The 14,158-nt window shown below is 72.2% G+C and carries 14 protein-coding genes and 1 pseudogene; 7 read left to right on the top strand and 8 right to left on the bottom strand.

Annotated features, from left to right (window positions below; genetic code table 11):
* Positions 1 to 18 precede the first annotated feature (18 nt).
* Complete coding sequence (leuE, locus tag ACFT4A_RS33750) at positions 19 to 672, bottom strand: leucine efflux protein LeuE (protein ID WP_382837906.1); 654 nt, start codon at positions 670 to 672, stop codon at positions 19 to 21.
* Between the two features lie 100 nt (positions 673 to 772).
* Complete coding sequence (locus tag ACFT4A_RS33745) at positions 773 to 2,353, bottom strand: methylmalonyl-CoA mutase (protein ID WP_382837903.1); 1,581 nt, start codon at positions 2,351 to 2,353, stop codon at positions 773 to 775.
* A gap of 149 nt (positions 2,354 to 2,502) precedes the next feature.
* Here ACFT4A_RS33745 and ACFT4A_RS33740 point away from each other — a divergent pair, with 149 nt between their 5' ends.
* Positions 2,503 to 3,381, top strand: a complete 879-nt coding sequence (locus ACFT4A_RS33740) for a L,D-transpeptidase family protein (protein ID WP_382837900.1) — start codon at positions 2,503 to 2,505, stop codon at positions 3,379 to 3,381.
* A 166-nt stretch (positions 3,382 to 3,547) separates the two neighbouring features.
* On the opposite strand, the gene ACFT4A_RS33735 is transcribed toward ACFT4A_RS33740, so the two are convergent.
* From ACFT4A_RS33735 to ACFT4A_RS33715, 5 genes and pseudogenes are all read right to left on the bottom strand, one after another.
* Positions 3,548 to 4,606, bottom strand: a complete 1,059-nt coding sequence (locus ACFT4A_RS33735) for a hypothetical protein (RefSeq protein WP_382837898.1) — start codon at positions 4,604 to 4,606, stop codon at positions 3,548 to 3,550.
* Positions 4,606 to 5,280, bottom strand: coding sequence for an RNA polymerase sigma factor (locus tag ACFT4A_RS33730; RefSeq protein ID WP_382837895.1), 675 nt, complete (start codon positions 5,278 to 5,280; stop codon positions 4,606 to 4,608). Before ACFT4A_RS33730 ends, ACFT4A_RS33735 begins: the two co-directional genes overlap by 1 nt.
* A gap of 382 nt (positions 5,281 to 5,662) precedes the next feature.
* Positions 5,663 to 5,974: pseudogene (locus ACFT4A_RS33725) on the bottom strand (hypothetical protein); the annotation flags it as partial.
* Between the two features lie 97 nt (positions 5,975 to 6,071).
* Positions 6,072 to 6,836: a cyclase family protein gene (locus tag ACFT4A_RS33720; protein ID WP_382837892.1), complete on the bottom strand. Its 765-nt coding sequence runs from the start codon at positions 6,834 to 6,836 to the stop codon at positions 6,072 to 6,074.
* Positions 6,833 to 7,906: a DMT family transporter gene (locus ACFT4A_RS33715; RefSeq protein WP_382837889.1), complete on the bottom strand. Its 1,074-nt coding sequence runs from the start codon at positions 7,904 to 7,906 to the stop codon at positions 6,833 to 6,835. The genes ACFT4A_RS33720 and ACFT4A_RS33715 overlap by 4 nt, the downstream gene beginning before the upstream one ends.
* A gap of 122 nt (positions 7,907 to 8,028) precedes the next feature.
* Here ACFT4A_RS33715 and ACFT4A_RS33710 point away from each other — a divergent pair, with 122 nt between their 5' ends.
* Entirely contained in the window at positions 8,029 to 8,949 is a 921-nt protein-coding gene (locus tag ACFT4A_RS33710; protein WP_382837886.1) for a LysR family transcriptional regulator, read from the top strand.
* 49 nt (positions 8,950 to 8,998) lie between these two features.
* Here ACFT4A_RS33710 and ACFT4A_RS33705 read toward each other — a convergent pair whose 3' ends face one another.
* Positions 8,999 to 9,940: a ScbA/BarX family gamma-butyrolactone biosynthesis protein gene (locus ACFT4A_RS33705; RefSeq protein WP_382837883.1), complete on the bottom strand. Its 942-nt coding sequence runs from the start codon at positions 9,938 to 9,940 to the stop codon at positions 8,999 to 9,001.
* 140 nt (positions 9,941 to 10,080) lie between these two features.
* On the opposite strand from ACFT4A_RS33705, the gene ACFT4A_RS33700 reads away from it, so the two are divergent.
* From ACFT4A_RS33700 to ACFT4A_RS33680, 5 genes are all read left to right on the top strand, one after another.
* Positions 10,081 to 10,746 carry a ScbR family autoregulator-binding transcription factor gene (locus ACFT4A_RS33700; protein ID WP_382837879.1) on the top strand — a complete coding sequence of 222 codons (666 nt, stop codon included), beginning with the start codon at positions 10,081 to 10,083 and terminating at the stop codon, positions 10,744 to 10,746.
* On the top strand, positions 10,743 to 11,711 hold the full coding sequence (locus tag ACFT4A_RS33695) for an NAD-dependent epimerase/dehydratase family protein (protein WP_382837876.1): 969 nt from the start codon (positions 10,743 to 10,745) through the stop codon (positions 11,709 to 11,711). Before ACFT4A_RS33700 ends, ACFT4A_RS33695 begins: the two co-directional genes overlap by 4 nt.
* Before the next feature lie 204 nt (positions 11,712 to 11,915).
* Positions 11,916 to 12,479, top strand: coding sequence for a TetR family transcriptional regulator (locus tag ACFT4A_RS33690; RefSeq protein ID WP_382837873.1), 564 nt, complete (start codon positions 11,916 to 11,918; stop codon positions 12,477 to 12,479).
* Positions 12,480 to 12,522: 43 nt separating this feature from the next.
* A complete protein-coding gene (locus tag ACFT4A_RS33685) occupies positions 12,523 to 13,284 on the top strand; it encodes an SDR family NAD(P)-dependent oxidoreductase (RefSeq protein ID WP_382837870.1) in 762 nt (253 codons plus the stop codon).
* Positions 13,285 to 13,331: 47 nt separating this feature from the next.
* Positions 13,332 to 14,158, top strand: an 827-nt coding sequence (locus ACFT4A_RS33680) for a carbon-nitrogen family hydrolase (RefSeq protein ID WP_382837867.1), incomplete at its 3' end; no start/stop codon positions are given.

Raw genomic sequence — 14,158 nt, 5'->3', positions numbered from 1 at the left:
GCCGGGAAGGGTGCCTCGCTACACGCTCGACGCCAGGGACAGCTTCACCGCGAAGCCCAGGAACAGGGCTCCCGCCGCCGACGTCGCGCCCGCGGCGAGCCGCTTGCGGCGGCGGAAGGCGGCGGCCAGCCGGGTGCCGCCGAATATCAGCGCGCTGAGGTAGAGGACGCTGGCCAGCGTGGCGAAGGTGCCGAGGACGACGAAGGAGACGGCCGGGTAGGCGTAGCCCGGGTCGACGAACTGCACGAAGAAGGCGACGAAGAACAGGATCGCCTTGGGGTTGAGGAGGCTGATGACCAGCGCCCTGCGGAAGGGCCGCTCATCGGCGGCGGCCCCGGGCGCGCCCGTGTCCGCGGCCCGCTCGCGGCGGGTCCGCCACAGCCCCCAGGCGGCGCGCAGCATCCCGACCGCCAGCCAGGCCAGATATCCGGCACCGGCGTACTTCACGATCCCGAACAGCACGGCGTTCGCCTGGAGCAGCGAGGCGACCCCGGCCGCCGACAGCGTCATCAGCACCGCGTCCCCGCACCACACCCCGGCCGCGGCCCGATACGCGGTGCGCGCACCGCGCCGCGCGGCGACGGAGATGACGTACAGCGAGTTGGGACCGGGCAGCAGGACGATCAGGACGAGGCCCACAAGGTAGGTGGGCAGATCGATGACACCGAACATGCAAAGGAGTGTCGCACGCGGGTCTGACAACGCCCCTCCCCCGGCTCCCCGGCCATCGGCCGCCGTCAGACGTGAGACGTGAGACGTGAGACGTGAGACGTCAGAAGACATCCGAGGGGACGTACGCCCCCCACACCTCCCGCAGCGCGTCGCACACCTCGCCCACGGTCGCCCGCTCCCGCAGGGCCTCCCGCATCGGATACAGGACGTTGTCCGACCCCCGCGCGGCCTTCTGCAGGGCCGTCAGCGCGGTGTCGACCGCCTGCTGGTCGCGCCCCGCGCGGAGCGCGACCAGGCGTTCGGCCTGCCGGGCCTCGATGGCGGGGTCGACGCGCAGCGGCTCGTAGGGCTCCTCCTCGTCGAGCCGGAAGCGGTTGACGCCGACCACGACCCGCTCACCGGAGTCGGTCTCCCGGGCGATCCGGTAGGCGCTGCGCTCGATCTCGTTCTTCTGGAAGCCGCGCTCGATGGCACCGACCGCGCCGCCGAGCTCCTCGACCCTGGCCATCAGTTCGACAGCCGCGGTCTCGACGTCGTCCGTCATCTTCTCGACGACGTAGGAGCCCGCGAGGGGGTCGACGGTCGCCGTCACGTCTGTCTCGTAGGCGAGGACCTGCTGGGTGCGCAGGGCCAGGCGGGCGCTCTTGTCGGTCGGCAGGGCGATCGCCTCGTCGAAGGAGTTGGTGTGCAGCGACTGGGTGCCGCCGAGGACCGCTCCCAGGCCCTGTACGGCGACCCGGACCAGGTTCACCTCGGGCTGCTGGGCGGTGAGCTGCACCCCGGCCGTCTGGGTGTGGAAGCGCAGCATCAGCGACTTGGGGTTCCTGGCGCCGAACTCCTCCCTCATCACCCGCGCCCAGATCCGGCGCGCGGCACGGAACTTGGCGACCTCCTCCAGGAACGTCGTACGGGCGACGAAGAAGAACGACAGACGCGGCGCGAAGTCGTCGACGTCCATCCCGGCCGCGACCGCCGTACGGACGTACTCCACGCCGTCCGCGAGAGTGAACGCGATCTCCTGCGCGGGCGAGGCGCCCGCCTCGGCCATGTGGTAGCCGGAGATGGAGATCGTGTTCCACCTCGGGATCTCGGCACCGCAGTACCGGAAGATGTCCGCCGTCAGCCGCAGCGACGGTTTCGGCGGGAAGATGTACGTGCCCCGGGCGATGTACTCCTTGAGCACATCGTTCTGGATCGTGCCGGTCAACCGGTCCGCGCCGACGCCCTGCTCCTCGGCGACCAGCTGGTAGAGGAGAAGCAGCAGGGCCGCGGGGGCGTTGATCGTCATCGACGTCGAGACCTGGTCCAGCGGGATGCCGTCGAACAGCACCCGCATGTCGTCGAGGGAGTCGATGGCGACGCCGACCTTGCCGACCTCGCCGTGCGCGAGGGGGGCGTCGGAGTCGTGGCCCATCTGGGTGGGCAGGTCGAAGGCGACCGACAGGCCCGTCGTGCCGTGGGCGATGAGCTGCCGGTAGCGGGCGTTGGACTCCGTCGCCGTGCCGAAGCCCGCGTACTGGCGCATCGTCCAGGGACGGCCCGTGTACATCGACGGGTACACGCCCCGCGTGAAGGGATACGCCCCCGGCTCCCCCAGCTTCTCCGCCGGATCCCAGCCCTCGAGCACCTCCGGTCCGTAGACCGGCTCGATGGGCAGCCCGGACTCCGACTCACGCGCCATGGTGCGATGCCTCCCGCCGAGCAGTGGGTGGTCGGGACCTCGCTCCCCACCATGCCCCCTGGTTCGCGACGGGGCCCGCCGGGGGAACATCTGAGGTGACATCCGGGCACACCGGTGAGACGACAGGGGGCCGCGTGCGTACTACGGGCATGGGGAGAGCGATCGCAGCGGCACTCGCCGCGCTGGCCGCACTGGCCGCGCTGCCCGGCTGCACGGTGCAGCCGCCCGACGGCGACGGAAAGCGCCGCTCGCCGGTGCACATCGAATTACCCGACGGCACCCCGTCCCCGGCGCGCACCCCGACCGGCGGCGATACCCCGACCGGCGGCGGCAGCGGCCCGCGCACCGCCCCCGCCCCGCCCGACGACGACAAGCCGAGCGCGGCGCCCGCCCCGCCCCGCGTGCTGTGGTCGCGCGGTGCCACCGGCCGGGACGTCCGCGAGCTCCAGGCCCGGCTGCGGCAGGTCGCCTGGCTCTTCGAGGGACCGACCGGGACGTACGGCGAGCAGACGGAGCGGGCGGTCAGCGGCTTCCAGGGCAAGCGCGGGCTGCCGCGCACCGGGCGGACCGACACCGTCACCTGGCAGCGGCTGCTGGCGATGACCCGCGAGCCGGGCCGCTGGGACCTGTACCTGATGGGCGGCCAGCCGGCCGACCCGCCGGACCCGCGGTGTACGAGGGGCCGGGTGCTGTGCATCGACAAGACCAGCAGGACACTGCGCTGGATGATCGACGGCCGGACCGTGTCGACGGTGGCGGTCCGCTTCGGTTCGAGCGGCACGCCGACCCGGGAGGGTGTGTTCTCGGTCTACTGGAAGTCCCGCGACCATGTGTCGACGCTCTACGACTCACCCATGCCGTACGCGATGTTCTTCAGCGGCGGCCAGGCCGTGCACTACTCGACGGACTTCTCCGCCCGGGGCTACGCGGGGGCCTCGCACGGCTGCGTCAACGTACGGGACGAGGCGGCGATCGCGGAGCTGTACGGGCAGGTCCGCAACGGCGACAAGGTCGTCGTGTCCTGGTGAGGACGCGGGAGGGAAGTGCGGGAAGTTGGGGCGCGGGCGGGACCGGGGGAACGTGTCCCGCCCGCGCTCAGGTGCACGAGCCGTAGGTACGGGGGGAACCCCGGCTCTGTGCGACGGCCGATGACCAGTCGGCTCACTCATTACTGCGCCAGGGCGGCCGGAAACGTCACACCCTCGGCCAGGAGATTTTCACGGAGTGCGAAACCGCAGGTCGCAGGGGTGCGACAGACTGCCGGGAGTGGCTGCGGTCCGCGTGGTCATCGTCGTCGTTCCGGTTGTGCCGGTTGCGGTCCTGCTCGCGGTCCCCGTCCCGGTCCCGGTCCGTGTTCTTGTTCTGGTGCCTGCCCTGGTCGCCGTCCGAGTCGTCGCCGTCCGCGGAGCGGGTACCGGTCGTGGCCAGGACGCCCTTGCAGTACTTCCACACCCGGGTGCCGCCCGCCGCGTCCCGCAGGGCGCGCCTGCGGTCGGCGTTGAGGCGCTTGCCGTCGCGGAGGTCACGGCAGGCGGAGGTGATCTTCCTACGGCTGTCGCCGGGGCGGTCGCCCCGCTCGCCGGCACCGGGCTTCCGGGCCGCGTCGTCGCGTGCCTCGCCCCGTCCGGAGCCACCGGCGCCGCCCGCGGCGGGGCCGCTCGGGGCGTCGTCCGCGCTGTTGTCCGGGTTGTTGCCCGGGGTGGATCCGCCCTGCACGGCGTCGCTCGGCGAGGGCGACTGCGGCGGGCTCTGGGGAGGAGAGACGGCGGCGGACACCGAGGCGCCGGGGTCGGGCTCGTCGCCGCCGAACGGTGTCAGGACTCCGGTTCCGGCCGCGACCGCGATCCCGCCGACCATGCCGACGGCCAGCACGGCGGCCAGGGCGAGGCGTGCGGGACGCGCCCAGCGAGGCCGCCGGACAGCGCCGGAGCCGCCGCCGCGCGAGGTCCCGATCCGGACCAGTCCGGCGTCCACGACCTCGGCAGCGGCCCGTCCGCCCGTGGCCCCCGGGTCCGCGAGGGTCGCGGCGGCGTCGGCGCGTTGCTCGCGCACCTTGCGGAAAGCGGCCATCGCCGCGGCCTCACCGGGGAGTTCCTCACTGGTCAGCGGGGGTGACGCGGACAGCGCCCCGAGGGTCCTGGCGAGTCGTTCGGCCTGGTCCCGGTCGGCACCGTCGACAGCTTCGAGTGACTCTCCGCTCAGCAAACGCTCCGCCGTTTCGCGGTCCAGCCACCTGTACTGCTCGTCGGCCATCACACATCCTTCTGCGTCCGCGGGACGCTACGCGTCACACCTGCGGACGTCACCGCACCGCCACGCGGTTCTCGCTGGGGCGGCAGGGCGTCGAGCACCCCGGCCGATTCCGGATCGGCCTCCGGGTCGTCGCCGAGCAGCTCGGCGAGCCGCTTCAGACCCCGGTGCGCCGCCGTCCGGACGGCGCCCGGGCGCTTGCCGAGCGTCTGCGCGGCGGACTTCGCGTCGAGCCCCACGACCACCCGCAGCACGACCGCCTCGGCCTGGTCCTGCGGCAGCCGGGCGATCAGGGAGAACGTGCCGTCGGTGGCGAGCGCCTCCATGGCCTCACCGGCGGTGTCGGACTCGGCGGCCCGGCCCGTCAGCTCTGTCTCGTCACCGCCGATCGCGGGCCGGCGCCCGCGCATACGTATGTGATCCAGCGCACGATTTCGGGCGATACGGGCGGCCCAGCCGCGGAACCGGTCCGCGTCGCCGGTGAACCGCTCCAGGTCACGGGCTATCTGCAACCAGGCCTCGGACGTCACGTCCTCGGCGTCGGGATCGCCGACCAGCGTCCGTACGTATCCGAGCAGCCGCGGGTGCACGGCGCGGTACACAGTCCGGAACGCGGTTTCATCTCCGTCCTGTGCCGCACGCACCGCGGCGGTCAGCTCCGCGTCGTCCCCCAGCACCGCGCGCGCCCCTCTTTGCGCCTAAACCGGCGCCGCTCTCGCGGACCGGGTTCTCGCCGTCGTGGTTCCTCAATGCATGGTTGCGGTCCCAGGTCCGCGGTGGTTGCTGTGGTCATCCGTCCTCCGCGGTCTGGCGCGAAAGGCACGTTACGTCCTGAAACCATTCCCCGTCCATGTCCGTCCAGGATGCAACTAAGCCGTGACCCGCCAGGGTGTGACAGAAAACGCAGACATGGCGCTGTAGGAAGTACGGGCCGCCGCGCGGCCCGTGCCGCGCGACGGCCGGGGCCTCTCCTGTGGGGGGTGGCGGCCCTGGCCGTTGCCATGGCGTGTCAATCCGGCCCGAGGCGATGCTCGGCATCCGTGACCAACGCGGCCAGCGTCAGTGAAGGAACTCACCGGACATCCGCTCGTACACCGTTACCCGCCGCCCGCGGACCTGCTCGTCCGCCACCACGGTGAAGTACTTCCTCAGCACGGCGGTCTTCGTCTTGTCCCGCTCCGCCGAGACCGGCCGGGCCACTTCGGGGACATCGGTGACCAGGATGATCCGCCGCTGCGCCGGCATCGCGGTCCGTATGCGGTCCGGGCCGGCCTCCGTGCCCTTCAACGTCCCGGATTCCGCGGGGCTCCTCGCCAGCGCTATGTCCCGCAGGCCGGCGAAGTCTTCGGGCGAGACCAGCGCGGTGGGCTTGAGTTGAAGTCCACTGCCCGCACCGTGACACAGGCTCGCCCCACCCGATTACTGCCTCAAATGCGACGGAATCCACTACGCCATGGCCGAGGCGCGCTCACTCCGTCGGACATACGGCGAACACCCGCGCCGGGAAACCCGAACCGCCCTGGGGCTTGGGCCATGTGGCGATGATCAGGGCGCCTGCCTCGGGGACCTGGTCGAGATGGGCCAGCAGTTCGATCTGCCAGCGGTCGCGTCGCAGGACGTACTCCTCCAGGCTGTAGTCGCCCGCGGAGGCGGCGAGGCCCGGGTCGGTGTCGGACTGTTCGTGGCCGATGGCGGTGACCCCCGCGTCCTCGAACAGATACCGCAGCACCTCGGCCGACCAGCCCGGCGTATGACTGACGCCCGCCTCGTCCCGGTTGGCCAGGGCCACCGGGTCCGGCCAGCGCCGGCTCCACCCGGTGCGCAGGGCGACGAACGAGCCGGACGGGATACGGCCGTTGCGCTCCTCCCATGACCTCACGTCGTCCAGGGTGGGCGTGGCATCGGGGTCGGTCTCCACCCGGGCGGTGATGTCGAGCACCACCAGCGGCAGGATCATCTCCTCGACCGGGATACGGTCCAGCGCGCGGGCCCCGGCCACGAAGTGGGAGGGCGGGTCGACATGCGTGCCCCACTGGCCGACCAGCGTGTAGCGATGGACGGTGAAACCGTCGCCGCGCTCCAGGTCGAAGAGCGTCTCGCGCCACTCGTCCCCGAAGCCCGGGAAATGCGGCTGCCCGGGCCGGAAGGCGTGGGTGAGGTCCGTGAAGACCGCCTTCTCGGTCAGCGCGCGATACGCCGACCACAGCCCGGGCTCAAATGCGTCGTGGGTCACCGGGCGTTCTCCAGGAGGGTGCGCCGGGCGGTGTCACCGCGGGCCGGCTCCACGGAGGCGGGCTTCTCGGTGGCAGGCGCTTCGGAGCCCGGCTCCACGGAATCCGGCCTCCCCGTGCCGGGCTCCCCCCGCTCCCCGTCCCCCGAAACCGAAACCGAAGCCGAAGCCGAAGCCGAGGCCACCGCCACCGCCGCCTTCCGCCGCGTCAGCCCGACCCCCACGAGCACCACGACCATGCCCAGCACCACCCGCACACTGAGGCTCTCGCCCAGGACGACCGCGCCCAGCAGGACGGAGACGACCGGCAGGAGGTAGCCGACCACGGCGGCGTTGGTCGCGCCCTCGTCGTTGATGATGCGGTAGGTGAGGTGGAAGGTGATCGCCGTGCAGAAGACGCTCAGGACGACGGCCGCGGTCACGACGGCCGGACCGACGTCGATCGACTCCAGGCCGCCCACCGGCATCGCGACCGCCGTCAGCCCGCTCGCCGCCACCAGCTGGGCCGCGGAGAGCGAGATGGTGGGGGTGCCCCTGCGGACCAGCGTGCGGCCCATGTACGTGAACGCGACGGCGTAACTGGCGGCCGCGCCGAGGATGGCGAGGGCGCCCCAGCCGGTCGCCCCCGTCGTCTGCCAGGGCGCGAAGATCACGATCGTCCCGGTGAAGCCCAGCAGAAGGCCCGCCAGCCGAACGGGGCGCAGTCCGCGTTCCGAGCCGAGGGCCAGACCGAGGGCGATCGACCAGAGCGGGGTCGTGGCGTTCAGGACACCGGCGAGACCCGATTCGACCGTCTGCTGACCCAGGCTGAACAGCGCGAACGGCAGCGCGTTGCAGAAGAAGGCCGCGACGGCGATGTGCCGCCAGACGGTCATGCCCCGGGGCATCCGATGCCCGGTCGCGTAACAGGCGACGACGAGGACCAGCGCGCCCAGGGCACAGCGGACGAACGTGACCTGGAGCGGGGAGAGCCCGCGCAGCGCCAGCTCGATCCAGAGGAACGTCGATCCCCACAGCAGGGCGAGCACGGCCACCCTCAATCCGCCCCACAGACTCCGCGTACCGCTGTTCACGATGTTTCCTCCGTCCCATGACGCCCGCCCGGCGCGTCCTCGTCCCCGGTCACTACGAAGGTGCCTCAGTCAAGCTTTGAGGACAAGCAAATGGTTCTACCTATTCTGTTAAGCTCAGCTACATGCTTGATGTGAGGCGGCTCCAGGTCCTGCGCGCGGTGGTCACCAGCGGCACGGTCACCGCCGCCGCGGCCCACCTCGGCTACACACCGTCCGCCGTCAGCCAGCAGGTGGCGGCCTTGGAGAAGCAGGCCGGTACGGCGCTGCTGGAGCGGGTCGGCCGAGGGGTGCGCCCCACGGCCGCTGGTCTGCTGCTCACCGAGCACGCGGCCCTGATCAGCTCGGCGGTCGCCCAGGCGGAGTCCGCCCTCGCCGACCTCCGCGCCGGGCGCACCGGCCGGCTGTCGGTCCGTTACTTCGCCACGGCCGGCTCCACCCTGGTGGCGCCCGCCCTGGCCCGGCTGCGCACCGAGCACCCCGGCGTCCGCGTCGACCTCGAACTCACCGACCCGGAGGACCCGTTCCAGGAGGTGATACGGGGCCGGGCCGACCTGGCCGTGGTCGTCCAGACCCGTGACCGTGCGAGCGCCGGCTTCCGGTTCGTCCACCTCCTCGACGACCCGTACGCCGCCGTACTGCCCCTCGGTCATCCGCTCGCCGGCAAGGAGACCGTCGACCTCCACGAGCTGTCCGGTGAGCAGTGGGTGGGCAGCGAGCCTCCCGGCCCCTGCCTCGAACCCGTCATCGACTCCTGCGCGGCGGCCGGCTTCAGCCCCGACTTCGTCATCCAGAGCGAGGACTACGCCACCGCGCAGGGCTTCGTCGCGGCTGGTCTCGGCGTCGGCCTGATGCCGGGGCTGGGGCTGCGCAACCGGCACCCCGGCGTCGTCGTACGCCCGGTCCGCAACCCCGAACCGGTCCGGGTCATCTCGGCGGCCGTACGGGAGACCACCCTCGAACAGCCCGCCCTGCGCGGCCTGCTGGACGCGCTGCGGGACGCGGCCGCCACCGCCGACCCGCCCGGTGGACCCGGGGCGGACTGAGCGCTGCCCATGGGGCGCGGGTCGGCGGCGAGGGCGGGAGAGGCACATGTCAGACGCGGTGGGCGGCGGGGTCGGCGGGCGCGGCGGCCAGGGTCACCACGCTGGCGAAGATCTCCTTGCCGTGCTGCCGGGCGCTGATCCTGACCTGGTCCGGGTCCGCGAGCTGCTCCGCCTCCAGCCAGCAGGGGATGTCCATCTCGGCGTAGCGGACGAAGTCGTTGTCCATGCCGGTGACCGTCACCGTGTCGGGGTGGGCCGTGGCCAACGCCGCCTGTCGGGCGGCCTCCAGCAGCAGCATGCCCGGGGCGTGGTCCACGAGGTGGTCGAAGAGGATGGGGTGGGTCGTGTCCACCCGCAGCTGCCAGCGGTCGGGCCGGTCGGTCGCGGCGAGCACCACGTCCTCGAAGCGGTCGCGGCCGAACGGGGTGAGGCCCGCCGGAGGCGGCAGCGGCACGGCGCGCGCGGTGGCCGCGGCCGCGTCGGCGTACGGGCCGCGCAGCCGGTTGTAGACGGTGCGGTCCTGGATGGTGAAGCGCGAGCGTACCGAGGCCAGCGGGCGGCCGGCGCGCTCGACGTCGACTCTCAGGGATATCGCGGACGCTCGCTCGCGACGGTAGGTCACTTCGTCGCAGGTGATGTGCAGTTCCAGCTCGGCCGGGCCGCCGTCGGCGTACGAGGCCGCCGGGTCGAGCGTCCAGCTGAAGTCCTTCCACAGCAGCTGGTGGCCGAACGGCACGTTGTAGGCGCCGTGGGACAGCAGCGGCAGCGTCTGTCGAACGGTCTCGCTGAGCATCAGCGGGTCGTGCAGACCCAGCCGGTTGACGTAGAACGGGTGGGTGGCGGGCCAGGCGGCCGTGACCGTGAAGGCGTCGGGCGCGGTCCGCCGCCAGTTGCGCAGCAGCACTTCGTCCTGGTTCGTCTTGTGCGTGAAGACGGAAGAAACCGTCTCAAAACGGTTCTCGACGCCGTTCTGGGCAAGGCTGATGGACATGGTGTTCCCCCCTGATGCGGTGACTCGCTTATGGGCACGCGCAGATGAAGCGAAGGCGCTTCCCGGTGACAGGACGGCGCCGACGTGAATAAAATAGAGGTCGTTCTTTTTGTTTGTCTACGGGTTGAGGGAGTCTGCCGATGGCACGGCAACGGCAGGAACGCGCGGAACGGACTCGGGCCGCGCTCATTCACGCGGCTGCGGAGGTGTTCGACCAGGCCGGGTACCACGGCGCCGGTCTGAACGCGATCCTGCAGAGAGCCGGCATCACGACCGGAGCCATGTACTTCCACTTCAAGTCGAAGGAAGAGCTGGCCCGCGCGGTCATCGTCGACCAAGCCGCCGAACTGCAGTGGCCCCAGGGCAAGAAGGGGCTGCAGCAGCTGATCGACGTGTGCCAGTACCTGGCCGTGGAGATGCGCTCCAACGTGCTGTTCCGGGCCGGTGTCCGGCTCGCCGTCGAGCAGAGCGAGGTGAACCTGCTGGACTACTCGATCTACGACTGGTGGTCCGAGCAGTTCCGCACCCATCTGGCCGAGGCGCGTGAGCTCGGCCAGCTCAACCCGGCGGTGGACGAGGCCGCGTTCTCTCAGGTGATCGTCGCCTCGTACACCGGTACGCAGATCATGTCCCGGCTCTCCACCAACCGGTCCGACCTGCCCGCACGCATAGAGAACATGCTGCGATGTCTGTTGCCGGCCATCGCGCCGGCGGAGATCGTCGCCTCGCTGGAGTTCCCGGGGAACGGGGAGACGGCGGGGGAACCGATGGTGGAGGCTGAGCCCGGGGAGGGTGCGGCTTCATGACACGCGTCCGGGTGTTGCTGACCGGCTCGACCGGGTTCGTCGGACGGGCGGTTCTCGGCCGGCTGCTGCGCGCACGCGGGGCCGACGGGCGTGGGGTCGAGGTGCGGGCCGTCGCCCGTGCGATTCCCGCCGGCACGGGAGAACGGGCAGGCGTGGAGTGGGTGTGCGCGGACCTGTCGGATCCCGCGTCGCTCCACGGGGCGGCGAGCGGTACGGACGTCCTCGTCCACCTCGCCTGCCGGGTCTCCGGCGGGGCCGAGGAGTGCGAGCGGACGAACGTCGGCGGCACCCGGGCGATCATCGACGAGGCACGGCGTGCGGGGGTGGGGCGGATCGTCCACCTGTCCACGGCGGCGGTCTACGGGCCCGGTCCGCACCGGGGCATCCCCGTCGACGGGGTCGTGCCCGCGCCCGTGTCGGAGGCCAGCCGTACACGGTTGGCGGCCGAGCGGATCGCGCTCGACGCGGGGGCCGTCGTCCTGCGCCCCGGGCTGGTCCTCGGTCCCGGGGACCGCTGGGTCGTGCCCGCGCTCGGCGAACTGCTCCAACGGGTGCCGGCCCGCTGGGACGGCGGGCACGGCCGGGTCTCCGCCGTGGACGTCGACGACCTGGCCCGCCTTGTCGCCGCCCTGGTCACGGCACCGGCCGGCGACGCCGTGGCCTCCGGTGTCCACCACGCCAGCCATCCGGTGCCGGTGCGCAACGGCGACCTCATGGCGAGACTCGCCGAGCTGGACGTACTGCCGTCGGCCGGCGCCGACGACTGGGCCTGGGAGAGGTGCCTCGCGCGGCTGCGGGAGACGCCGGGGCGTATCAGCGAGCGGCAGTTCGCCCTGCTCGCGCGGGACCACTGGTACGAGAGCGAGCAGATCTGGCGGCTCACGGGCTGCGTCCCCGGGCCGGGACCGCTGGAGCGGTTGGCGGGGGCGGCTGCTTGGTACCGGGAGCATCTGCGCGCCGGCTGAAGTCAAGCTGGACGCACCCGACTTGGCCAAGTGGTTGCGGGGTTGGGCACGGGAGGGGTCCGCGAGGGAAAGCGGCGGTACGTTCACAGGACTGGGGGCATGGCCTTCCGTCCTCCCCCGTATGCCCGCCCGCCCCCGTCCGCGGCGGGCCCGTGGGAGTCATCTCCCGTGATGGATGCAGAGGTCAAGCCCATGGTGAAGCAGGTGAGAGCGGAGCGTACCCGTCAGGCGCTGATCGCGGCGGCGGCCGTCGAGTTCGACCGGCAGGGGTACGCCGGTACCTCGCTGTCCGCCGTGCACCGGGCCTGCGGGGCGACGATGGGAGCACTCACCTTCCACTTCCCCGCCAAGGCGGACCTGGCCACCGCCGTCTGCCGCGAGGCCGAGGCCCTCACCGGCGAGGCGCTCGCCAAGCTCGTACCCGCCGGACCGCTCCCGCCGGTCGCCGAGTTCACCCTCGAAGTGGCCCGGCTGCTGGAGCAGGAGGTCACCGTCCGGGCAGCGGCCCGGCTCACCCGGGAACAGGCCGTCACACCCTGCTGGTACACCCTCTGGCGGGCGGCCCTGCGGGACCTGGTGGCAGCGGCCCGGGACCTGGCCGGTGACCGTCCCGCACCCGACGAACTGGAGCTGCTGGCGGTCTATCTGACGGCGGGCGCCGAGGCGGCCCTGCGGGCGGGGAGCAGCGGCACGGAGGTACAGGCCCAACTGAAGTGTCTGTGGGCCCTGGTGCACCTATCGAACGAGCGCCCGGTCGGGCCTCACTGATTCCCTTGTTCTTTCTGACCGTTCCGACGAAAAGGCTCATCCCATGACTCGACGCTGCGCGCTCGTCACCGGTGGTTCCCGGGGCATCGGGGCCGCCATCGCGACCGAACTCGCCGCCGACGGACACCGTGTGGCCGTGCACTGCCGTGCCGAATCCGCCGCCTCGAAGGCCGTCCTGGACGCCCTGCCCGGCACCGGCCACGTCCTGGTCACCGGTGATGTCGGCACCCCGGGCGCGGCCCGCGGGATCATCGAGTCCGCCGTCGCGCGCCTGGGCACCGTGGACGTCCTCGTCAACAACGCCGGCATCTACGCCGAGCAGCCCGTCGCCACCACCTCGTACGAGGACTGGCAGGCCGACTGGCGGCGCATCGTCGACGTCAACCTGCTCGGACCCGCCGACCTGGTCTGGCACCTCGTCGACCATCTCCGGCAACGGCCACAGGGCCCGCGAGGCGCCCGGATCGTCAACGTCGGCTCGCGCGGCGCCTACCGGGGCGAACCCGACGCCCCGGCCTACGGAGCGAGCAAGGCCGCCCTGCATGCGCTGACCCAGTCGCTCGCCCAGTCCCTGGGCCCGCTCGGCGTCGCGGTGACCGCCGTGGCCCCGGGCTTCGTCCGTACGGAACTGGCGGAGAGCATGCTCGTCGGGGACGCCGAGGAGCAGGTACGCCGCCAGAGCCCGCTCGGCAGGATCGCCGCGCCCTCGGACGTCGCCGCCGCCGTGGCCTGGCTCAGCGGTGAGCGGGCCGAGTGGTGCAGCGGTGCCGTGATCGACGTCAACGGCGCCTCGCACCTGCGCTGACCCCACCCCCGGCCCTCCCGGGCCGCCCGACACCTCAAGGAGACCCCGTGCGCGCCGCGCTGTCGCAGATCGCCGTACGACCGGACGAAACCGTCGCCGAGCGGCGTGCCCGCGTGGCCGGTCTCGTCCGTGAACAGCACACCGCCGACCTGGTGGTCCTGCCGGAACTCTGGACGGTCGGCGCGTTCGCCTTCGACGAGTTCCACGCCCACGCCGAACCGCTGGACGGGCCCACGGCCCAGGTGATGGGCGCGGCCGCGGCCGAGGCCCGGGTCTGGCTGCACGCGGGCTCGATCATCGAACAAGGCCCGGGCGGCACGCTGTTCAACACCTCCCTCGTCTTCGCGCCCGACGGCCGGCTGCACCGGACGTACCGGAAGATCCACCGCTTCGGCTTCGACCGGGGCGAGGCCGCTCTGCTGGGCCGGGGCGAGGAGCCCGTCACCGTCACGCTGGCGGACTGCGGCCCGGCGGAGCTGACGGCGGGGCTCGCCACCTGCTACGACCTGCGCTTCCCCGAGCAGTTCCGGCTGCTGGTGGACGCCGGCGCGGAGATGTTCCTCGTCCCGGCCGGCTGGCCCGCCGCCCGTCGCGCCCACTGGTCGCTGCTGGCCCGTGCGCGGGCCGTGGAGTCCCAGGCGTACGTCCTCGCCTGCGGTACGGCCGGTACGCACGCCGGGGTGGAGCAGGCGGGCCACAGCGTGGTGGTCGACCCATGGGGCGAGGTCCTCGCCGAGGCCGGGGCGGGCGAGGAGACGCTCGTCGTCGACCTCGACCCGGCGCTCGTCGCCAAGACCCGTGCCGAGTTCCCCGCTCTTCGCGCCTGTGCGGCGCGTACGAGCCGGAGTACGACCGAAGGGCCGGGGAGGAAGCC

The sequence above is a fragment of the Streptomyces sp. NPDC057099 genome, from assembly GCF_042671245.1.
Lineage (GTDB): Bacteria > Actinomycetota > Actinomycetes > Streptomycetales > Streptomycetaceae > Streptomyces > Streptomyces purpurascens.
The sequence above is the reverse complement of the archived record's forward strand: the minus strand, read 5'-3'. Positions and strand labels throughout refer to the sequence as shown.